Below are 22,446 nucleotides of genomic sequence, written 5' to 3' on the forward strand. Positions count from 1 at the left end.
TGCAGGGGCTGTTTCTTGTCACCAATAAGCTTGCTCGAACCCTCCCTAAAAAAACATTTCTATGCCTTCATGTTAATGTAAATAAATGAAAATATACTTTATTGAAAATGCCTTTAAACCAATAATCTGGTGCTACTCAACACCTTTTTAAAGCAAACTTACTCTAGTCCGAGCCAACACAGTTCGCATTAGAAAATAATCAGGATTGATTCAATGACAAGCAAACCGTTCCGTTGTGCAGCTCTGTTTTGCATCAGCACCGCTTTGGTCGCTTGTAGTAGCTCACAAGAAAGAGTGAATTACGCGGATCTAGCGCAGCAAGAATTTGACAAGACTGAGGTCCAAGCCAATCAATGGCAATCCTTGGATCAAGCGGGTGAAATAAGCTACCTGACAGATTTAATTCAAAGTGACGAACTGGATCAACTCATTAAAGAAGCCTTAGTCGCCAATCCAAGTCTGCAAAAAACCGCCCTAACCCTGCAAGCAAGCTTATGGGAACTGAAAAAATCCCATGGTGCAAATTTACCCTCCGTAGATGCCAGTATTGGTGTCAATGAAGAAAAAGACAGTGATACCAGTTACTCTGCAAAAATCAGTGTCAGCTGGGAATTAGACTTATGGCAAAAGCTCGCGAATGCGGAGTCGGCGTCAGCGAAGAGCCTCGCTAGCGATGAAGCCTTATACCAATCCAGTCAAGACACATTAGTGGCGAGTGTCATGAAGACGTGGCTCTCTTTGACCGCCAAGCAACATGCCATAGAAATAGAAACTAAACGCTTAAACCTGTTAGAAGCCAACGAGCAGTTGATCGTCAAACGTTTCAAAAGTGGCTTGGACAATTTAGAAGCGTTAGACGAAGCACGCACTTCCACATCGCAATCTCGGGCATCTTTGGCGCAATATCGCGAAAACCTTGAAATTCAAAAGCGTGAATTGCAAACCTTATTAGGACGTAACACGCCGCTGATTTTATCTGCGCAACAAGAGTATCCAGAAGTCAGCTATTCCTTATCCGGTTTACCTGAGCAAAACCTACAACGCCGTCCCGATTTAAAATCAGCCTATCTGACTATAGAAGCGGCTGATTTAAGCACGCAAGTGGCCTACAAAGACATGTTGCCTTCCATCAGCTTGAGCGCTGCCCTTTCTGATGCGGCAGAATCCCCGCGCATGGCTTTATTTACTTCTCCTATTTGGAGTTTGGCAGCGCAATTGACTCAGCCTCTTTATCAAGGCGGTCAATTAAAAGCCGCCGCGGAAGTCGCCAAGCTGCAAACCGCGCAAGCGTTTCAAGGCTACCGAGACACCTTATTAACCGCCGTGAATGAAGTAGAAGATGCGTTGGGACAAGAAAAAGTATTGCAACAACGTCTCACTCATATCCGCAATGCGTTACAAAGTTCGCGCAGTAACTTAACTCAATATGAAACAAAATATCGTAATGGCTTGGTGGAACTGAGTGACTTAATCTCTGCGCAAACCACCATGTTTGATCTCGAAGCACAGCTTGACGAGCTGATCTACGAGCATTTAGCAAACCGAATTACCTTAGGGCTGGCATTAGGACTGGGAGTAAAACCAGAATGAAGCAATATTCACGCTGGATCATACTAGCATTATCAATTGTGTTGGCGGTTACCAGTTATTTTTACATCGACAGCAAACTCAATACTGACAAATTTGCAGGACAAATGGGCCAAGGCCCCTCCGGTCGTGGTGGTCCTGATGGGCCAAGAGGGGCTCCAGGATCAGGCATGTCTAATAGCCGCAACCAAACCGAAGAGACAGATGAAACCGCGGTAAAAGTATCAGTCATTAAGGTTCAATCTGGTGAATACGCGCCCATTATTCAAGGCTCAGCCGTGACTGCCCCGCGCTATTCTCTGACACTCACCAGTCAAGTAAGTGGCGAAGTGATTGAAATCTCTTCTCAACTAGAAGCAGGCAAGCGCGTCAAACAAGGTGATGTGTTAGCGGTTTTGCGTAATCGTGAATTAAACAGTGCGGTGGCCAGTGCAGAAAAAACCTTAGCCAGTGCCGAATTGGCATTAAAAGAAGAGGTTCGCCAAGGCGATCAAGCCAAAGCCGAATGGCAAGCCGCAGGCTTTACTGATCAACCCGATTCCGACCTGACATGGCGTATTCCTCAGTTGGCCGAAGCCAAAGCCGAAGTGAACTCGGCAAAAGCCGCTCTAATGGAAGCCAGAGACAACTTAGAAAACACCAAGGTCGTTGCACCTTTTAATGCTCTGGTCACGGCGCGTAATATCTCGCCCGGCTCATACCTTAGCTCCAGCAGTGACATTGCTACTTTATACAGTACCGACCGAGTCGAAATCACATTAGAACTCGCCAGTTCGGATTGGGCGAAATTGCCTGACGCAAAAACCTTGCTTGCAGGTAATTGGCCTGTCACTGTAAACAGTATTGACAGTCAAGCAAGCTGGTCAGGCAAGGTGATCAGTGTCGGTCAACACATAGACACCACAACTCGTATGCGTAGCTTAACCTTGGCAGTAGACTCGCCCTTGGATCAAAACACACCTTTATTACCTGGCGCCTTTGTCACTGTTGAACTGCAAGGTAAAACCTTACAAAACCTTTGGAAATTACCTAACTCTGCCTTAAGTCAGCGTGGTGATATTTGGTTTATAAACGAAGCAAACCGTCTCGACTATTTCCCTACGACGCCCTTATTCGTGGATGCCAAATACACTTACATCTTGGTCCCAGAAACCATGCGAGACCAACCTTATTCAGTGCTAACCAAACCCTATAACAGTTATCAAAAAGGCACCCTAGTTGACGCCATGGAGCAAACTGAAAAATGAGTCCGAACGATCAACAAAGAGGCATCATTGCTTGGTTTGCTGGAAATCCAGTCGCCGCCAACTTACTGATGATTTTTATCATTACCTTAGGGGTGATCAACATAGGCTCGTTAAGTAAAAAGAGCTTCCCGACATTACCACCAAATGGTATCGATATTGATGTCAGCTATGACAGTGGCTCGGCCAAAGCGACCGAAGAAAGCGTCACCATCTTAATTGAGCAACAACTGGAAGGTTTGGAAGGCATAGATAATGTTATGTCGACGTCGACTAGCAGTGGTGGTTCCGTCAATGTTGAGATCAAAGATGGTTATGACCTAGATGAAATTTTCAACAACATTAAAGACAAGGTTGATGAAATTTCTTCCTTTCCCAGTGACGCCGATCCTGCAGTCATCACCAAAGACACCCGTTCTGAACTGGCTATTATCATTCAGCTATTTGGCGACACTGATCGCCGAACCTTACAAAAAGCGGCCTATGATTTAAAAACCGACCTGTTATTAGATAAAGAAATTAACTCGGTTTCCATTTCAGGTTGGCGTGATCCCAGCATGCTGATTAAGGTCGATAAAAATCAGCTAGAAGCTTATGACCTGACTTTAGCGGATATCAGTACTGCAATAAACGCCGAATCCGCCAGTGCATCAGTCGCGACACTCAGCAATGAAGACCTATACCTCAAAGTCAGTACCTCTGAGCAAGCCTATTTCAAGCAAGAGTTCGCTCGTATTCCGATCAAAACCAGCACAAGCGGCGCAGAGCTCAAACTCAGTGACATCGCCACCGTCCAAGATGCATACGATGAAGACGACTTTGTGTTGTCGCGTTTCAATCAACAAAATAGTTTGTCTTTGCGGGTAAATACCATCGGCAAGGACGACATCATCAACACAGTAGAAGCAACGAAAAAACGTGTTGAAGACTGGCAAGCATCAGGGAAACTGCCTTACAAAGTTGAATTAACCACCTGGAATGACCGCAGTGAATCCATCAATCAACGTCTTGAGTTGATGGTGAAAAACGCCCTAACCGGTGTGATTCTGGTGTTTGTACTGCTCGCTATATTCCTCAATATTACGGTAGCTTTTTGGGTGGCCGCAGGCTTGCCATTTATCTTCTTTGGCACCTTGTTTTTAATGGGCACCAGTCAGGTCGATTTAACCTTAAACATGATCACCACCTTTGGCTTTATTCTGGCCTTAGGCATAGTGGTAGACGATGCGGTTGTTGTGGGTGAAAACATCTATTCCGTGCGAGCGCGGGATGGCGACACTTTAAACAACACGATAAAAGGCACTATGGAAGTCGCTGTGCCTACCCTGTTTGGTGTCTTTACCACAGTGGCGGCCTTTTGGGCTTTATCCAACATTGATGGTCGTTTGGGCAAGATTTATTCTCAATTTGCACAAGTAGTGGCCATTTGTTTGGTATTGTCCATCATTGAGTCAAAAATCATTTTGCCGGCCCATTTATCCCATTTAAACACTCACAAAGCCCCCGCTAAAAATTGGCTAGCGAAAGTGTGGAGCATGGTGCAAAAAGGCGCAGATGATGGTTTGCAATTTTTCAGTAATCGTCTGTATAAACCCGCCATTGAGTTTTGCCTAAGCCACAGATATGCCATGAGCTTGGTCTTCATCAGTATGTTTGCTTTGGTGATTTCCATGCCTCTGACGGGTGAAATTCGCACCAGCTTTTTTCCTCGTATTCCGGGTGATACCGTACGAGCTTCCTTAACTATGTTAAGCGATGCCAGCTATGGTCAGACCGAAAAAGCCTTGATTGAGATAGAGCAAAAAGCCTATCAGGCCGACAAAAACCTTACCAAAGCGGTGAATGCCAAGCAGGCTGATCAAACGGATTTACCGAGCAGTTATTTAAAAAACATTGAAACCTATACTTCCAGCGATCAATCCGGCAGCTTTCGTGTCGAATTGGTGAATGGTGCACCCTATTCATTAACTCAGTTCTCAACCGAATGGCAGCGTTTAGCAGGCACACCAGAGGGCGTAAAAAGCTTGCGTATTCGCAATGGGCAAGACGGCGCAGTAGATGCTCTTAATGTGGAACTCGCTAGTTCTAATGCCACTTCCCTTGATGAAGCATTGAACACACTAGTAGACGCGTTAAACCAAGTCCCCGCTGTGACAGGCATTGAAAAATACGACACGCCACCTGAATCACGCTTAGAACTCAGCTTGAGTGAGCAAGGTCGCTTACTGGGGTTAACCACTTCCGAATTAGCGAGCCAAGTGGCCAGTAACTTTGATGGTACAGAAGTACAGACCTATCAAAGAGACAATGACGAAATGGAAGTTCGCATTGGCTACCCAGAAGCACAACAAGAATCCCCTGCGGCCATCATGAACACTAAGATCACCCTGGATAATGGCTCACGTGTGCCACTAGATACGGTAGCCAAATTGGGACAGATTGAGGTGCAAACTGAGATCATTCGTATTGATGGCAAGCGCTCTTACTACCTGTCGGCGGAAGTAGACAAAGACATTATGTCTTCGACCGAAGTGGTTGAATTATTGCAGCAATCAACCATGCCGAACATCAAAAAACAATTCTCAGAAGTGGATTTTAGCTTTTCAGGAGAAGCGGAAGAACAAGCGGAAACACAATCCTCTTTGTTTCAGATGTTTATGTTGGCGCTGTTAATTATCTATGCCTTACTGGCCATTCCGTTGAAGTCCTACAGCCAGCCAATCATCATTATGATGGCCATTCCATTTGGCATCATTGGCTCTTTGTTAGGTCACTGGATGAATGGACTTGCCTTGAGTATTTTCTCATTAAACGGCATTTTGGCGCTAAGTGGCGTGGTGGTAAACGATAGCTTACTACTGGTGTCTCGCTACAATGATTTGCGCCAAGAGACCATTCACATTCGTCGTGCCATCATCATGGCATGCCAAAGTCGTTTGCGTGCCGTATTACTGACCTCGTTCACAACCTTTGCAGGCCTTGCGCCCATCCTGTATGAAACGTCGCGTCAGGCGCAAGCCTTGATCCCTGCTGCGGTTTCCCTCGGCTACGGCATCATGTTTGCCACTTTGATCACCTTGGTATTGATGCCGATTCTCTTGATGATCAAAGAAGATGTGGAAAACGTGATCAAGCGTATCAAAGACAAAATGAAACCTAAATCGGATGTTCCCGTTTCATCGTGACCTATGCCCGGTTGATCTTAAAAAGGCAGAACGAATAAACAAAACCCCGATGCTGATAACAGCATCGGGGTTTTTAATGGTAACAAGAAAAGCACTAGGGTTAGACTTTAAAACGTGCCACCAATTCATCAAGGCTGTTCGACAGTTCTCGTAATGCTTTACTGTTGTCTGAGACATCATTTGCCGTGGTCACACTGGTCTCAACCGAATTCTGAATACCAGTAACATGACTTGCAACATCTTCAATCGCGAGTAATTGTTGCTCCGTAGATGTCGCCACTTGTTGGTTAATCGCATTCATGGTTTTGACTTGCTCTGCAATGCTGTTTAATGAAGCTTGCGCTTCTTGCATCGACTCTACACCTTCACCAGCAATTTGCTGTCCTGCCTGTGATGCCGCTAACGCTTTGCGAGACTCTGCTTGCAACTGATCAATCATCTCCTGAATTTCATCCGTTGACTGTGCCGTTCGTTTAGCAAGATTACGAACTTCATCAGCCACCACAGCAAAACCTCGACCGGCTTCACCTGCACGTGCTGACTCGATTGCTGCATTCAATGCCAATAAATTGGTTTGCTCTGAGATATTGCGAATCACCTCAAGAATGCTGCCAATTTGTTCAGAATTTTTCGCCAAATCTTCTATGACCTGAGCGGTTTTCTGACCTTCTGCCGCTAGATTTTCGACGGTTGCTTTGGCCGATGACACCACATTTAGACCGGATGTCACTTCGTGTTCAACTTGGTTAGCACTCTCCGCCGCTTGTGCAGCATTTCCAGAGACTTCACGTACCGAGGCTTCCACCTCATGAATCGCAGAGGCCACCATAGAGGTTCGTTCACTCTGCTCTTTGGCATCCGATTGCATGGTGTTAGCCGAACTTAACATCTGCTCTGAAGCATTGTTAAGCTGAGCGCTCGTTTGGCTCACTTGTTTCACCATGTTGTGAATGATGCTGACAAACTTATTAAAACCAGAGCCGATATTGGCTAATTCCGCAGGGCCTTGATCGCTTAACCTGTGTTTTAGATCACCGTCACCTTCACCAATTTCGGTTAAGTTATTTGCCACAACTTGTAGTTGCTTAACTAACTTAGTGCCCACAAACAAAGCGGCAAACACAGTAATGATACTTAAAATGATGCCCATAATAAGCAAGGCGTGTCCCATAGTAGTCACGCCACCAAACACGGCTTTATTTGGGATCTCAGCGACTAAAGTCCAACCCATAGCTGGAATGTATTCGCTGGCCAATACAGCATCATCAGACATAACGATGTTCAAGCCATCGCGTTTTAATAAAGTCTTACCGACTTCATCGCCATATAAATCGGTTACTTTGGTGTTCTCTAAAAGAGACTCATCACGGTGAACTTTAAGCGTACCGTCACCGGATACTAGATAAACGAAGCCACTACCATTAAAGGTAAAGCTGTTTAAATAAGCCGTCATTTTGTCTAGGTTCATGCCAAAACCCGCTAAACCACGGCCATTGGTGTTTTGGTAGTTCACAAACAGCTTCACCTCACCAGAAGTCTGGCTTCGGTAGACGCTGACATTGCGATCATTTGTCGACTTCGTAAAATCAAAAAACCAAGTATCGCGCTCTGGCAGTAAGGTCCGCAAAAAACCGTCTTGGTTCCAATATTTGGCCGTTTCACGATCTGCCCAAGAAGCCGTATCCAAACCAAGCTGATTTTTGATGTTGCCTAATAGCTCAATTAACTTCTCTTCCCCTTCCGGATCAAAGCCGTTCTCCGCCCAATCAATGATTAGAGGGTTGTTGGCTAGTGTTTGAGCAGTAGCAGCAAGGTTTTCGATTTGATTTTCAACCTCACTTTTAATCTGTTTGATTTGCGCTGGAAGCTCTGTACCTGTCGTACGCTCCAACATGACCGAACGGGCTTGATAAAAGCTTAACAAGCCCATGGTGATGGTACTGATAAGTACCACAGCAACAAAGGCATAGATGAGTCGAAGTTTTAGTGACACCGAGTTGAATCCTTTTTGGTTAGTGAATTTAATCTTGACTGTTTGGTTAATTATTAAACTAAACGAACAGACTGTAAACTGATATAAAGTTATTTATCCATCCGATTTACAGAGAATGAATATGAAAAAATGTATTGTCACATCCATCAGCCTCATTTTAGTCGCCATACAAACATCTTGCACAACAAAAGGGGCTTATGAAGCCTTTCAATATAATCATGCCTCGGCTTGCCGTGAATATCGCGGCCAACAACAGGATGATTGCTTAGCAAACTATAGTAAATCGTTCGAGGAATACCAAAAAGAGCGAACAGGCTACTCGGAATAAGGCAATTCACTCAATAAAAGCGATAATTTAAAAACTTTTTTCCTACCTCATCTTGGATTGATATTCCATAAATCCCCTTAGATGAGAAATGTTGTTGCTTAAACGTATAAAACCATTACCCTTAAGAAATATTATTCCCATACAAATAAAATAAAGAGCACAAAATGCACTTAGACAACACAGACCTGCAACTTCTTGCTTTAATTCAAAGCAATGATAGTATTTCGACAGAAGCAATGGCTCAACAAGTAGGCTTATCCAAAACCCCTTGTTGGCGACGCATTCAACGTTTAGAAAAGTCAGGCTACATCAAACGTCACGTGGCTTTATTAGACGCTGAGAAATTGGAACTGGGCGTGTCGGTTTTTGTTCAGGTAAAAACCAATCAACACGATGCCAATTGGGCGACTGAATTTGCTCAGGTGGTTTCTCAATTTCCAGAAGTTGTGGAGTTTTATCGCATGGCGGGTGAATACGATTATTTACTGCGCGTTTTGGTAAAAGACATTCCAGCCTATGACCAATTTTATAAACGCTTAATCAGTGCCACTGCGTTAACAGACGTTACCTCCAACTTCGCTATGGAACAAATTAAATGGACCACGGAGTTGCCTTTACCTCAGCTAACAAAAGCCGAATAAACGGATATTAAGCAGAGGTCGAGTCTGTCAATCAAGGCTAAGGATCTCAAAATGTTAACGATAGACTCGCCCAATGTCAGCCCTCTTGCCGCCTCTTGCAAGACAACCACATATCACTTAGATCCACCGTCTATGCTTTTATTAGACACCATCCGACGGAGCATTATTGGCGCTCAACAAAACATCATCACCCCCTTTGGAGAACGCAAACTCACTTACGCAGACTACACTGCATCAGGTCGTAGTTTGGACTTCATCGAACAAGCCGTACAAAAGGCCATGCCTTTTTACGCCAACACCCACACGGAAGCCAATGCCACCGGCATGCAAACCACGGCATATCGTGAACAAGCGCGAGAAGAAATTCGTAAAGCTGTGAATGCTAGCCCTGAAGATTTGGTCATTTTCTGCGGCAGTGGCGCCACCAGCGCCATCAACACTTTGATTTCTCAGCTCGGTTTAAGACAATTAGACGCCACCGAAAAAACACAAACTCGCATTCTGATTGGCCCTTATGAGCATCATTCCAATGAATTACCCTGGCGCGAATTAGGCATTCCTGTGATTCGTATCCAGGAAGGCGAGCAAGGCGGAGTCTGTCTGCAAGACTTAGAAAAACAATTGCAGCAACATCAGGATAAGCGACTCATCGGCAGTTTCAGTGCCGCTTCTAATGTCACTGGCATCCTCTCAGACCAAGATGCGATAACCAGCTTATTGCATGCCTATAACGCGCTCTCCTTTTGGGATTTCGCTGCCGCCGCGCCTTATGTGAAGATCGATATGAATCCTGCGCAGTCCAAACACCAGCACAAAAACGCTATTTTCTTCTCTCCACATAAGTTCATCGGCGGTCCCGGCACTCCCGGTGTTTTAATCGTCAAAAAGAGCTGCATTGAAAATGCGCAACCGAGCCATGTTGGCGGTGGTACTGTGTCTTTCGTGACACCGAATGATCATACTTTTTTACCCATAAGTGAGCGCCGTGAAGAAGGTGGCACTCCTGCTATTTTAGAATCCATTCGCGCTGGTTTAGTCTTCAAACTCAAATCTTTAGTGGGCGATGATGTAATTCAACAGCAGGAACACCAATTCGTTAAGCTTATTGATCAACATTGGCAAAACCACCCTTCGATTGAACGCCTAGGTCATAGCACTGCCGAGCGTATTTCCATTACCGCATTTCGCATTAAAACATCGCTAGGCTATTTGCATCATGGTTTTGTCACTGCATTATTGAATGATCTCTTTGGTATTCAGATGCGCGGTGGTTGTTCATGCGCTGGACCTTATGGACACGCTTTGTTGAATATTGACGAACACAAATCTGAACAAATTCAGCAAGCCCTGAAAGCCGGGGAGAAACTTCTGAAACCTGGCTGGGTGCGTTTTAACTTGAACTATTTCATCAGCCAACAGGAAGCCGACTTTATTCTGCGTGCGATTGATTTCATCAGCCAACAGGGTCTCACCTTTTTGCCTTTTTATGGGTACGATCAGCATAAGGATTTGTGGCGTTTTCAAAACCAAAGAAGTACAGCCATGAGTTTAGATGATCTCTTTGAGTTAGAGGATGTGTACACAGAGAAACCAACTCAAAAAGAAACTCAGCAGCCTCATAGTGAGTCTTATGAGTCCTATTTAACGCAAGCAAAACAGTTAGCCGAAACACTAAAAACACCAAGTCAATCAGACTATGTTAAGCAAACACAGCCTTTTAACCATGCATATGAATCGTTGCGAGATTTTGTGCTAGTCACGGACTTATAAAGCTGAATGCCATCAAAACGAACAATACACCTAGTCTAAAAGTTCAAATGGCATGCCCACTCGCAATACGCCTGAGCGAATCACATCGGCTCGTAACCCTCCTCTGTGCAGCCAAGCTCTAACCACTTGCGCTGCGCTCATGGTGTCGTTCGCTAATCTGCGTCCCAACAAAGAACAAGGCTCACACAACTCGACACCATAAAATTCCGCTTCACCAATACGAAAGCGTTTGCCAACCAAGTCATTCAAACTGACCCCATGGGTCACCACATTGCGGCGAGTGTCGGAAAGCGTGATGTGTTGTTCAAAGTGTTGATTGAAGGCTTGAATTTCTTCCTGTGCAACAAAGGTAATGTTTGGGCCATCATTGCCTTTTTTTCCGTAGTACCTATCCCCTACGATGCCCTTGCCCGCATCCACTTTTACCGCCTCTATTTCAATTTGCGCTTGCTTGGCTTTTTTCGCCACAAAAATGGCTTGGATCATATAACACTTCCCTTCACTAAAAAGACACAGACATTCGACGATAAGGAATGTCTCCTTTGTAGAAACGCTCACCCGATACTGTCATCCCAAAACGCTGATATAAAGAGCAGGCACTTTCTCTGGCATCACACCAGAAGGTACGAACGCCACTGGCTTTTAGGTCTTCAATAATACGACTTAACACAAACTGACCTATGCCCTGCCTCTGAAAAGCCTCTAAAGTAGCAAATTTTCTTAACCTTGCCGTATCTTGCTGAATAAAAACAGACGCCACGCAAACCAACAAACCTTGTTTATCCACACCATAGTGTTCCCCCAAATCATCGTCCTCAACGCGGCATTCCTCTAACGTTTTATTTGGCCATAATACTTGTTGGCGCAATGGTAAGGTTGTCTCAGCATTAATTTTTCGAATCGCTAGCGCTTCTAGTGTCACGATAACCACTCCAACCCCTGATAGGGCGTTTCTTTTAACGAGGTCAAACGGGATGACAAAGACCCAAGATGGAACTCCAATTGATGACCATCTGGGTCTCTTACGTACAATGAATCCCCTTCACTTTGGTTGACTTGCCAAATATCCAATGCAGGATCATCACGCATCGCCTTTAAGGATGCCGTATCAATATTGAAAGCATAATGAGTATAGTGAACACTCATCTCTTCTTTTTCATCCGAACACAAAGATAAGCACAGCCAAGCATCACCATAAGATAAATAAGCGCCCGTTGCCCAACGAACCTCGGCGGTAAAACCCAACTGATTCTCATAGAAATCGAGTGAGCGACTAATATCCTTGACTGACAATGTAAGGTGATTAAAGCCTTTTACGGATGATTCAAGCTTTTTATCTTGATATGACTTGATCATGGCAAAAATTTTAGTCGCTTTCTCAAAGTGATTAAGCTGGTGCTCTTCAATCCACCAACGTGCTACGGACATTAAAGTTTCTGGTTGGTCATTTTTATTGGCAAAAAAAGCATAAAATGACACCTGAACCTTTTCGCCTTTTTGTCTTATTTTTTCCTGGCAAACTGAAATAATCTTTTGCCTCACTTCTAAATTCATGACTTTATTCCCTTTTTTAATCTTTTCACTGCTTGATACTTGCAACTATAAGTCTCATTTATACTCCCTATGCGACTAAAGTCTGACTTCTTATTCAATTCGCCCCTGCTAGATTAGAGATGCGTAATAAAAATAATTATAAGGAGATCTACCGTGTCAGATCATAGCATTAATGCAGAAAAGTATTGGCAAGCCAACCTCCGGCTCATCCTCGGAAGCTTGGTGATTTGGGCCCTTGCCTCTTACGGTTGTGCCATCCTACTACGTCCCATGCTCTCAGGGATTCATATTGGAGGAACAGACTTAGGTTTCTGGTTTGCCCAGCAAGGTTCCATCCTCGTTTTCATTGCTTTGACTTTCTTCTATGCCTGGAGAATGAATAAGCTAGACGAAGAATTCGGCCTGCAGGAGTAATTCAATATGAGTCAATTTGCTATTAACTTGTTATTTGTCGGTGGGTCCTTTGCGCTTTACTTCGGTATCGCGATTTGGGCTCGTGCAGGATCAACTAAAGAATTCTACGTGGCAGGTGGTGGTGTTCACCCAGTCCTCAATGGTATGGCAACCGCTGCCGATTGGATGTCTGCGGCATCCTTTATTTCCATGGCAGGCCTCATTGCGGCCGGTGGTTATGCTAACTCAACTTTCCTCATGGGCTGGACGGGAGGATATGTACTTCTCGCGATGCTACTCGCACCTTATTTGCGTAAATTTGGTAAGTTTACCGTACCAGACTTCATTGGTGATCGATTCTACAGTCGTACTGCCCGTCTGGTTGCCGTGGCATGTTTGATTACCGCGTCTGTTACTTATGTCATTGGTCAGATGACTGGTGCTGGTGTGGCTTTCTCACGCTTCCTAGAAGTAGATAAAAACACAGGCTTAATGATCGCTGCTGTTGTGGTGTTCTTTTATGCCGTATTAGGCGGTATGAAAGGGATTACCTATACACAGGTTGCGCAATATGTGGTGTTAATCATTGCTTATACCATTCCTGCTGTCTTTATTTCTTTGCAACTAACGGACTCTTTTATTCCAGCGTTAGGCTTGTTCTCAACTCATACTGAATCCGGTATGCCGTTGTTGCAGAAACTGGATGAGGTGGTGCGTGAACTCGGCTTTAGGGATTACACGGCCGATGTAGACAATAAACTGAATATGGTTCTCTTTACTCTATCCTTGATGATAGGTACTGCGGGTCTGCCTCACGTTATTATTCGCTTCTTCACTGTCCCTAAAGTGGCTGATGCACGTTGGTCTGCGGGTTGGGCATTGGTCTTCATTGCCTTGTTGTACCTAACAGCTCCTGCAGTAGCGTCTATGGCTCGTTTGAACCTAATGACAACCATCTACCCATCAGGTCCTACTGAGCAACCAATTGAATACGCCGAGCGTCCAGATTGGATTCAAACTTGGGAAACCACCGGTTTGATCAAGTATGAAGACAAAAATGGCGATGGTCGTATCCAATTCTATAACGATACTCCAACCTATGAAGCGGAAGCGACAGCACGTGGTTGGGAAGGAAACGAGTTAACGGTTAACCGTGACATTCTGGTATTGGCTAACCCTGAAATTGCCAATCTTCCAGGTTGGGTCATTGGTTTAATCGCAGCAGGTGGCCTCGCAGCCGCACTTTCCACCGCCGCAGGCTTATTGTTGGCTATCTCTTCTGCCGTCAGTCATGACGTCATAAAAGGCTCGATTAACCCCGACATCAGTGACAAGGGGGAATTAACGGTCGCCCGGATATCCATGTTTGTCGCCATTATCGTCGCGACCTACCTCGGTATGAACCCGCCAGGATTCGCCGCACAGGTAGTTGCTCTGGCGTTTGGTATCGCGGCAGCGTCTATCTTCCCAGCATTAATGATGGGTATTTTCTCGAAACGCGTAAACAGCAAAGGGGCTGTAGCAGGTATGCTAGCTGGTTTGATTTCAACTTTGGTTTATATCTTCTTATTCCTAGGTTGGTTCTTCATTCCGGGTACAGCTACCCTAGCCAACACACCAGATAACTGGTTGCTGGGTATCTCTCCATTGTCTTTCGGTGCCGTTGGCGCAGGAATCAACTTCGCCGTTGCCTTTGCCGTCTCATCGATGACAGAAGAGCCACCTAAAGAAATCCAAGAACTGGTTGAAAATGTTCGTTACCCACAAGGAGCAGGCAACGCAGTTGATCACTAACTGACAAAGCCCTGTTCACTATCGAGCCTTGCTTTTCGCAAGGCTCGATTTCCTTATAATAAGAAAATTAAATAAAGGAACACAGTCGTATGATTTGGGAATTGGTCGCAACCGTTTTTGCTGGTCTTGGTGGTGCAGGCATCGCCTTATTAATTCGTAAACTCTCTAAACAGGCTGCGCCTAAATGGTTAGTACCAGCGTTTGCAGGACTTTGTATGCTTGGTTTTCAAGTACAAGGTGAGTACGATTGGTACGATCATCAAACTGGTTTATTGCCAACTGGTGTTGTGGTTGTTAAAGCCGTTGAAGAAAAAGCCATTTGGCGTCCATGGAGTTATGTCTTTCCTCAAACTACCCGATTCATTGCCGCCGATGTTGCCAACTCAGCACAAAACAAAATTGACCCAAATTTAATCTTAGTGGATTTGTACTTTTTTGAACGCCGCTCTGCCGCAAAACGAGTACCACAAGTCATTGATTGCGTACAATCAGCTAGAGCAGATTTCACCGATTCATTCAGCGCTGAAGCCAATTCCACCACTCAATGGTATCCATTAGGCGATAACGATCCGTTAATCAACGCTGTCTGTAGTTGAAGAATTCCATCGCTCGCTTGAATATAATTGCCTTGGCATAACTTTTTGCTCAGATCATAATGGCTTTTTTCAGCCCTCTGAGTCGATGTTATGACCATTACCGAAAACGAACGCGATGCCGTCTATAAAACCATCTTTAGCCGACGCGATGTTCGTCGTGAATTCAAGTCGACACCGATTCCAAAAACCGTCTTAGAGCGCATGCTACTGGCAGCTCACCATGCCCCCAGTGTCGGCTTTATGCAACCTTGGGATTTTATTTTAGTATCCGATCAAGACACTAAAGCCAAAATCAAACAAGGCTTTTTACAAGCCCACGCCGAAGCGGCTGAGCTGTTTCAAGGTGATCGTCAGGAAAAATACAAAACGCTCAAACTGGAAGGTATTGAGGAAGCACCTTTAGGAATATGCGTAACCTGTGATCGCGAACGAACAGGTCCAGTAGTATTAGGACGAACAGCGAAGCCTGAGATGGACTTATTCAGTTCAGTTTGTGCCATTCAAAATTTATGGCTGGCCGCAAGGGCTGAAAATATTGGACTGGGTTGGGTGAGCATTTTACATGATCAGGTCCTCCGAGATCTTCTAAAAATACCGGATAACATTGAGATTATCGCTTACCTGTGTATTGGCTACGTCGAAGCCTTTCAAGACACACCAGATTTAGAAAAAGCCGGTTGGTTATCACGCCGACCTGTTGAATCGGTTATTCACCACGGCGTCTGGCAGGAAAAAACAATTGGTGAATAAAATTCACCTTTGAGGGTATTTTTTATCGTTTGTCTTCTTTGTTGACTCTTCTTATCATTAATACATCGAAAAAATTCACCATAGACCAGCCAAAAGCGGGTCACTTGATAAAGAAGGAAAACATTATGAACAACTCAAAATCTGTCTCTGAACTAATCAACAATGTAAACGCTGCTTACCTAACTGACGCTGACGTTCGTATCGCTGTTGCTCGTGCTGAACGCGCTGAATTCATCGTTGCTTCATTTGCTGCAGCTGGTAAAGCCATCAAATCTGTTGTTGCTAAAATCAAAGCAAACTTAGTATCTTCTTCTGCGCAACACGCTTAAGAGCGACTAAAAAGAGTTTAGAGTAAGCACTTTTCTTGGGAACCCTCCCATAAAGGTTCATTGGCTTACTCGTTACGGAAAAGGCGCTAAAATAATAATTTATAGCGCTTCCCCGCTCTCTCTATCTACCAATCACTTCATAACAATCATTAAAGACCTTTCGTCATTTCATTTTCTTGATTTTTAAGATCACAAAATTGTTCTATTTGTTTCTGCCATTCGCCCTTTATTCCTAATACAAAAAGAAACTCAACAAAGACAAACAATGGTCCAATGATCAAGCCTACAACATCATCCAAAAAAGCCGGCTTCTTGCCCTCAAAGTAATGCCCAATAAATTGAAAAATCCAGCCAACAATAAACAAGCCTAATCCACTCACTAGCCAAATGACGGTGGTTTGTGCCGCAAGGTAGTCTGCGATAAACAAACTAAGTATCAAGAGACTAGACATAGCGAGTCCAATCACCAAATGCAAAGATAAATAAAATAAACTGCTCAGTACCACCACAATCAATGCTGGCGTAAAAGATACATCAAAAAAGGAGAAATTCGGGCGAGATAGCAAGACAGCAATGGCTAAAACGATCATTGGAATACCAATGAAATGCGTTGCTACATTACGTCTATCTTGATGGTAATAAGCATATTGAGATAAATGCGCCAGTAGGCTCTTCATAATCAGACCTCTCTTATTATTGTTTGAGATATCAGTAAAACGCATCATCATCACATTAGTCAATACTATTTGTTAATATCATATTTCCATTTATATGCTTTGTTTATAACGCGTTTTTCAAGCAAACCCACATTTTCCGTTTTATCAAGAATGACAAAAAGTACGCACTTAAATCTGTTTACAGATATACATAAAAAACGGCTTCCGAAGAAGCCGTTTTTCTTAATCAATATGAAGCCCTAAAGCTTAGTGGTGGTGACCACCTTCGCCATGAACATGTCCATGCTCAACTTCTTCTTCAGAAGCTTCGCGAACTTCCACAATCTCAACATCAAAGTTCAATGTTTTGCCTGCTAGAGGGTGATTGCCATCTAACATCACACCATCTTCTTCGACACCAATAACAGTAACTGGCTGCTGACCACCTGGGGTTTGCGCCATGAACTGCATGCCAACTTGGATGTCATCCACACCTTGGAAGTTTTCAGCTGGTACTTTTTGAATCAACTCTTGATGAATCTCACCGTAGCCATCTTCAGGAGCGACAGATACCGTCAATTTCTCGCCAGATGTTTTGCCTTGAAGCGCTTTGTCCAAGCCGTCGATGATATTTTGCGCACCGCTTAAGAATACCAATGGCTCTTGACCGACAGAAGAATCGAGTTGCTGACCTTGGTCGTCAGTTAGTGTGTAGTGCATGCTCACAACGGTGTTTTCAGAAATTTGCATTGTCTTCTCCAGCTTTATCTTGAATAAGGGAACGAGCGCTTGATACAAGCAAACAATTTTGCGATACACCGCCACAACACGAACCCGAGCGTTAGTTATGATAACGTTCTAATAACATAATCACCAGTTCGTAGATCTTGGTCTTATAAGGTATTTTTAAAGGGGTAAGGCTATTTTTTTTGAGAAAAAGTCAGAAAAAAGCCCTTTAACTCAGTGTTATCGAACATTTTTTGCTCGAAATTGTGATGTGTCCAATGTGTGTGACTGACCTAACCAACTGACACCTTGGGTATGATCTAGATAATCATCACCTGTCAAAGGATGGACAAAAACATCCAAGCTTTGGCGGTTCATTATCAACCATGGAATAAAGTCACCAAAAGTCTCTGCAGCAAAAGACAATTGGCAGCTCCACAATGGATGAGGCCCTACTGGCTTTTGATGGAAACGCCCCACACGAATATCAAACAAATTAGAGGCTTGTTGGGCTAACGCTTGCGCCATTGCCAATCCTTTTTCATCTTGATAGTAAAGATGAGCGTGAAACGCCTTTATCTGAGTGTGGTCTGGTAACGTCATGCTATTTCTCCTCAATATTCGTCTGCAGTTTAACATGCCTTCAGCCTTTTAGGATCGGCTAGGGAAGGTACGAATAAGTCTACTAGGGCTCAACACGACCTAAGTCTTAGAGGATTATCAAATTAAGTGTGTTACATTTTCTCTTCAAAGAATAAGACAATGCTTTATATTCAGGTGCTTAGGCCATGACGGTTTTTTGGATTCTATTAGCTATTTTATATGTGATGGGCCTATTTTTTATCGCTCTGTGGGGAGATAAGGAAGGTCCTCAAGCGAAGAAGTTAACCAGACACCCTCTGGTTTACAGTCTTTCATTGGCGATTTATTGCACCGCTTGGACATTCTATGGCTCAGTTGGCGAAGCCACTCGCTCTGGTTGGAATTATCTGCCGATCCTATTAGGTCCCATTTTATTGTATTTATTCGCCTTTCCGTTATTGCGCAAAATGATCACCGTCAGTCACAAGCAAAACATCACTTCGATTGCTGACTTCATCTCTTCTCGGTATGGCAAACGCCCTATGACGGCACCACTGGTGATCTTAATTTGTATGCTCGCCGTCATTCCTTATATTGCATTACAACTCAAAGCCATCGGCTCTAATTTTGCTCTGTTCGTTAATCAAGATGAATCTTCTTCTACGCTCATTGTTTTGATTGCGACCATACTGATGGGCGTCTTTGCTATGCTGTTTGGCACTCGTAAAGTCGAGGTCACAGAGTATCGGTCTGGGATGATGTTGGCCATTGGCGCAGAGTCTCTTTTCAAACTCATTGCCATTATCGCCGTTGGATTAGTCGTCTGGGCCATGACACAAGACTTAAATTTTGCCGCGTTAGAAGGGAAAGTCGATGTGTCTGTTTGGCACCCTGAAGCCTTCCTTTCTTTCCCTTTTCTAATGCAAACCTTTATGGCCGCCGCAGCAGTAATCTGTCTGCCACGCCAGTTCCATGTGACGGTTGTTGATCATCAAGACAAGCGACAATCCAACATGGCTCGATGGATGTTCCCTTTGTATCTGGCGATTTTCGCTCTCATCATCCCGCCCCTCTCTCTCGCCGGCCAAGGTCTATTCGCGTCCAACATCAACCCAGATACTTATGTCATTCAATTCGCTTTGGTTTCTGACAACCTACCATTACAAATATTAATTTTTCTCGGCGGCATCTCAGCAACCACCGCTATGACCATAGTCGCGACTTTTGTCTTAAGCATCATGATCAGTAACGATGTGATTCTGCCCATTATGTTGGCTCGCGCTAGCGCGCAACAGCAAGCTTTGCCTCTATATCGTCGACGTATTTTAGTAATTCGCCGTTTAGCCATGATGGGGATCTTAACTTTGTCTTTCTTGTACTATCAGAAAATGGCCAACCACGAGTCCCTATCCGGGACAGGGGTTTTAGCCTTTTCTTTAGTATTGCAATTAATGCCCGCCGTATTCGGAGGGCTCTACTGGAAACGAGGTCACGCTTATGGTGTATACACTGGTCTAACGTTTGGCTTTATCAGTTGGATATTACTCATGATGTTGCCATTAAGTGGTAGCATCGAATGGGGCTTAGACAGTGAACAGTCCCGTTCTGAAGTCATTAGTTACGGTGCTTTCATCAGTTTATTAGCAAACATTTTTGGTTACATCGTTGGTTCTTTACTATCAACCGAAAGATTGATTGACCGAATTCAAGCGACCGCCTTTGTCAGCCCAACAACCGAGCTCGAAAAAGGCTTCTTTAAACCCAAAAGCAAGGCAACCAACAGTGATTTCTTTGTCTTGCTGAACACCTTTTTAGGTAAGCAAAAATCACAGCAGGTGCTGGACAATTTCGAACGTGATTACAATCAGAGCATGACACCGAGCGATTCGCCAAACCGTTTGTTTGTCGATTATTGCGAACGCATTTTAGGGGGGGTTTTAGGTGGCTCATCAGCGCGCACCATCATTAATTCCATCTTGATAGACAAACAAATCAAGGTGGAAGAAATGGTGACTTACTTAGACGAAACCACTCAGGCCATTCAATTTAGTCAGAACCTATTATTTGTTTCTATGGACAACCTTGACCAAGCCATTAGCGTAGTCGATAAGGACTTACGAATCGTCGCTTGGAACAAGACGTACCGACAACTTTACCCTTATCCAGAAGGCATGCTTAAAGTCGGTTTACCAGTGGAGGAGTTAATCCGCTACAACGCCCAACGAGGCGAATGTGGTGTGGGTGAAATCGAAGACTTAGTAAACAAGCGCCTCGATCATCTTAAAAAAGGCACCTCTCATCGTTTCTTACGTCGCCGTGCCAATGGCCGAGTGATTGAAATGATCGGAAACCCATTACCAGATGGCGGGTTTGTCACTAGCTTTACTGACATCACAGAACACATCGAAAGCCAACAAGCTCTTAAAGAAGCCAACATTGACCTTGAAAAGCGTGTAGAAGCTCGCACAGAAGAAGTTCAGAGTATCAACCATGAGTTACTTCAAGAAATAAACCGTCGAAATAAAGCAGAAAAAGCCCTTATGGATGCCAAAGGCGAAGCGGAACAAGCCAATGCCTCAAAAACCGAGTTCCTTGCATTAGCCAGTCACGACATTTTACAACCATTGAACGCAGCAAAACTCTACATGGGCATCCTTAACTCAACGGAATTAGAAGATGACACAGGGCATGTGATTCGAAAACTTTCCGATTCATTAGAGTCCACCGAAGCACTGATTTCGACCTTGTTAGAAATTGCACGCTTAGATCAAGGTGCTATTCAACCAACGCTTGAGACCTGCAGTTTAGACAATATTCTTCGCCCCATCATCACCGAGTTTGATGTCATCGCAGCCAGTAAAAACATTCAATTGAGCACCCATATACGTTCATTTAATGTCTATTCAGATCCTATTTATTTACGTCGTATCATTCAAAATTTTGTCTCTAATGCCGTGAAATACACAGCAAAAGGTCGAGTTCTATTGAGTGTGCGCCCACGAAAAAACCAAGTACTGTTGCAAGTTTGGGACACTGGAGTAGGCATTCCGGATGCAGAGCAAGACAAGGTATTTGATGACTTCTATCGTTGGGAAAATACGCAAGAACCAGGAATGGGGTTAGGGTTAGGTTTAGTACGCCGCATGCAAAAACAACTGGGACTCGTTACTCAAGTGCGCTCTATTCCAGGTAGAGGGAGCTGTTTTAGCATTCATATTCCGATGGCGATGAACCAGACAGTCCCGCTGGCTAACACAAAAATCGAATCCGATGAAAAGACTCAGGATCACACAAGTTGCCGTGTTTGGTGTATCGACGATGACGCTAATAACTTAGCCGCTATGGCGAGCCTTTTAGCACACTGGCAATGTGAATGTCGCAGCTTTCAAAGTTACGACCAAGCGCTTGCAGCAGAAGGGGAAGCAGAATTGCTTTTAGTGGATTATCATTTAGACGATGATAAGGACGGTCTTAACCTGATTCAAGCCTTACGAGAGAAAGCCGGTTACTGTATTCCCGCAGCATTGTTAACGGCTTCAAGAGAACCTGATTTAATTGAGACCTGTAAAGCTCAACAGATCAGCTATATGGCCAAACCGGCTAAGCCAGCTAAGCTCAGAGCGTTAATACGCCATGTGCAAAAATCCTGAACTTAGCCTAAAAAGCACAAATATTAAGCCTTTGTAAGACCACAACCAGCAAGAACGATGCCGCTTATCGCGTCACCAATACGTATTAAGTCGTCCTCGTTGTAACCTTCTTTACCACTTAACGCGAGCACTTGCGCTTCAAAATCAGCATAGTGTTGAGTCGTTGCCCAGATCATAAAAATCAGACTAGCAGCGTCAGTTTGGCGCATTTTTCCAGCGGCCATCCAAGCCTCTAACAGTTCAACTCGTGACACAAACCATGGACGTAAATCTTCTTTTAAATAATCACCTATGTGGCTTGCACCACTGACGACTTCCATGGCGAATAAACGTGATGCTACAGGCTTCTCAAAACTGTTTTTTAATTTCACTCGAATAAAACTGTCTAACACTTCTGCCGGATCATCTTCTACCGTGGCACGATCAAACAAATCGTTCCAGCCCATCAGCGTCTGATCTAACACCTGTTTATATAGGTTCGCTTTCGATTGAAAGTAATAAATAATATTGGGCTTTGGTAGACCTGCACGTTCCGCAATATGCTGCAAACTAGCACCGTTATAACCCTTCAACCCGAACTCAACTTCAGCGGCGTCCAGTATTTTAACAAAGACTTCTTCGCGATGATTTTGGCGCTTACTCATAAGGGGTAGTTCCTTAATTTTGAT

20 protein-coding genes are annotated in these 22,446 nt (G+C 44.2%); 12 read left to right on the forward strand and 8 right to left on the reverse strand.

Annotated elements, in window-relative coordinates; genetic code table 11:
• The first annotated feature begins 213 nt into the window (after positions 1-213).
• From DFP76_RS07585 to DFP76_RS07595, 3 genes are read left to right on the forward strand one after another with little or no spacing between them, the layout of a single operon-like run.
• On the forward strand, positions 214-1,590 hold the full coding sequence (locus DFP76_RS07585) for a TolC family protein (protein ID WP_113874038.1): 1,377 nt from the start codon (positions 214-216) through the stop codon (positions 1,588-1,590).
• A complete protein-coding gene (locus DFP76_RS07590; RefSeq protein WP_113874039.1) occupies positions 1,587-2,834 on the forward strand; it encodes an efflux RND transporter periplasmic adaptor subunit in 1,248 nt (415 codons plus the stop codon). The genes DFP76_RS07585 and DFP76_RS07590 overlap by 4 nt, the downstream gene beginning before the upstream one ends.
• Positions 2,831-6,016: an efflux RND transporter permease subunit gene (locus tag DFP76_RS07595; protein WP_113874040.1), complete on the forward strand. Its 3,186-nt coding sequence runs from the start codon at positions 2,831-2,833 to the stop codon at positions 6,014-6,016. Before DFP76_RS07590 ends, DFP76_RS07595 begins: the two co-directional genes overlap by 4 nt.
• A gap of 100 nt (positions 6,017-6,116) precedes the next feature.
• Here the strand turns inward: DFP76_RS07595 and DFP76_RS07600 are convergent, their stop codons facing one another.
• The gene (locus DFP76_RS07600; protein ID WP_113874041.1) at positions 6,117-8,009 is read right to left on the reverse strand and encodes a methyl-accepting chemotaxis protein; all 1,893 of its coding nucleotides are present in this window, start codon (positions 8,007-8,009) and stop codon (positions 6,117-6,119) included.
• A gap of 121 nt (positions 8,010-8,130) precedes the next feature.
• Here DFP76_RS07600 and DFP76_RS07605 point away from each other — a divergent pair, with 121 nt between their 5' ends.
• The 3 genes from DFP76_RS07605 to DFP76_RS07615 all read left to right on the forward strand — a co-directional run bounded on the left by DFP76_RS07605 (position 8,131) and on the right by DFP76_RS07615 (position 10,748).
• A complete protein-coding gene (locus DFP76_RS07605) occupies positions 8,131-8,337 on the forward strand; it encodes a hypothetical protein (protein ID WP_113874042.1) in 207 nt (68 codons plus the stop codon).
• 164 nt (positions 8,338-8,501) lie between these two features.
• Complete coding sequence (locus DFP76_RS07610; protein ID WP_113874043.1) at positions 8,502-8,978, forward strand: Lrp/AsnC family transcriptional regulator; 477 nt, start codon at positions 8,502-8,504, stop codon at positions 8,976-8,978.
• Positions 8,979-9,029: 51 nt separating this feature from the next.
• The gene (locus tag DFP76_RS07615; protein WP_245931893.1) at positions 9,030-10,748 is read left to right on the forward strand and encodes an aminotransferase class V-fold PLP-dependent enzyme; all 1,719 of its coding nucleotides are present in this window, start codon (positions 9,030-9,032) and stop codon (positions 10,746-10,748) included.
• Between the two features lie 30 nt (positions 10,749-10,778).
• Here the strand turns inward: DFP76_RS07615 and DFP76_RS07620 are convergent, their stop codons facing one another.
• The 3 genes from DFP76_RS07620 to DFP76_RS07630 are packed head-to-tail and all read right to left on the reverse strand — an operon-like array spanning position 10,779 to position 12,302.
• Entirely contained in the window at positions 10,779-11,234 is a 456-nt protein-coding gene (locus DFP76_RS07620; RefSeq protein WP_113874044.1) for an MOSC domain-containing protein, read from the reverse strand.
• 16 nt (positions 11,235-11,250) lie between these two features.
• Entirely contained in the window at positions 11,251-11,670 is a 420-nt protein-coding gene (locus DFP76_RS07625; RefSeq protein ID WP_245931894.1) for a GNAT family N-acetyltransferase, read from the reverse strand.
• A complete protein-coding gene (locus tag DFP76_RS07630; RefSeq protein WP_220150986.1) occupies positions 11,667-12,302 on the reverse strand; it encodes a DUF6500 family protein in 636 nt (211 codons plus the stop codon). Before DFP76_RS07630 ends, DFP76_RS07625 begins: the two co-directional genes overlap by 4 nt.
• Before the next feature lie 153 nt (positions 12,303-12,455).
• On the opposite strand from DFP76_RS07630, the gene DFP76_RS07635 reads away from it, so the two are divergent.
• The 5 genes from DFP76_RS07635 to DFP76_RS07655 all read left to right on the forward strand — a co-directional run bounded on the left by DFP76_RS07635 (position 12,456) and on the right by DFP76_RS07655 (position 16,164).
• On the forward strand, positions 12,456-12,716 hold the full coding sequence (locus tag DFP76_RS07635) for a DUF4212 domain-containing protein (protein WP_113874046.1): 261 nt from the start codon (positions 12,456-12,458) through the stop codon (positions 12,714-12,716).
• Between the two features lie 6 nt (positions 12,717-12,722).
• Positions 12,723-14,489: a sodium:solute symporter family protein gene (locus tag DFP76_RS07640; RefSeq protein ID WP_113874047.1), complete on the forward strand. Its 1,767-nt coding sequence runs from the start codon at positions 12,723-12,725 to the stop codon at positions 14,487-14,489.
• Positions 14,490-14,578: 89 nt separating this feature from the next.
• Positions 14,579-15,085, forward strand: a complete 507-nt coding sequence (locus tag DFP76_RS07645) for a hypothetical protein (RefSeq protein WP_113874048.1) — start codon at positions 14,579-14,581, stop codon at positions 15,083-15,085.
• Between the two features lie 90 nt (positions 15,086-15,175).
• Positions 15,176-15,835 carry a 5,6-dimethylbenzimidazole synthase gene (gene bluB / locus DFP76_RS07650; RefSeq protein ID WP_113874049.1) on the forward strand — a complete coding sequence of 220 codons (660 nt, stop codon included), beginning with the start codon at positions 15,176-15,178 and terminating at the stop codon, positions 15,833-15,835.
• 125 nt (positions 15,836-15,960) lie between these two features.
• The gene (locus tag DFP76_RS07655) at positions 15,961-16,164 is read left to right on the forward strand and encodes an RSP_7527 family protein (protein WP_113874050.1); all 204 of its coding nucleotides are present in this window, start codon (positions 15,961-15,963) and stop codon (positions 16,162-16,164) included.
• A 149-nt stretch (positions 16,165-16,313) separates the two neighbouring features.
• Here the strand turns inward: DFP76_RS07655 and DFP76_RS07660 are convergent, their stop codons facing one another.
• The 3 genes from DFP76_RS07660 to DFP76_RS07670 all read right to left on the reverse strand — a co-directional run bounded on the left by DFP76_RS07660 (position 16,314) and on the right by DFP76_RS07670 (position 18,149).
• Positions 16,314-16,841 carry an Mpo1 family 2-hydroxy fatty acid dioxygenase gene (locus DFP76_RS07660; RefSeq protein WP_113874051.1) on the reverse strand — a complete coding sequence of 176 codons (528 nt, stop codon included), beginning with the start codon at positions 16,839-16,841 and terminating at the stop codon, positions 16,314-16,316.
• Between the two features lie 246 nt (positions 16,842-17,087).
• Positions 17,088-17,570, reverse strand: coding sequence for an FKBP-type peptidyl-prolyl cis-trans isomerase (locus DFP76_RS07665; RefSeq protein WP_113874052.1), 483 nt, complete (start codon positions 17,568-17,570; stop codon positions 17,088-17,090).
• A 216-nt stretch (positions 17,571-17,786) separates the two neighbouring features.
• Positions 17,787-18,149, reverse strand: a complete 363-nt coding sequence (locus DFP76_RS07670) for a DOPA 4,5-dioxygenase family protein (RefSeq protein WP_113874053.1) — start codon at positions 18,147-18,149, stop codon at positions 17,787-17,789.
• A 185-nt stretch (positions 18,150-18,334) separates the two neighbouring features.
• Here DFP76_RS07670 and DFP76_RS07675 point away from each other — a divergent pair, with 185 nt between their 5' ends.
• Entirely contained in the window at positions 18,335-21,778 is a 3,444-nt protein-coding gene (locus DFP76_RS07675) for a PAS domain-containing hybrid sensor histidine kinase/response regulator (RefSeq protein ID WP_113874054.1), read from the forward strand.
• Positions 21,779-21,801: 23 nt separating this feature from the next.
• On the opposite strand, the gene DFP76_RS07680 is transcribed toward DFP76_RS07675, so the two are convergent.
• Entirely contained in the window at positions 21,802-22,422 is a 621-nt protein-coding gene (locus tag DFP76_RS07680; RefSeq protein ID WP_113874055.1) for a TetR/AcrR family transcriptional regulator, read from the reverse strand.
• Positions 22,423-22,446: the final 24 nt, after the last annotated feature.

It is taken from the genome of Marinomonas aquiplantarum (genome assembly GCF_003314975.1).
Lineage (GTDB): Bacteria > Pseudomonadota > Gammaproteobacteria > Pseudomonadales > Marinomonadaceae > Marinomonas > Marinomonas aquiplantarum.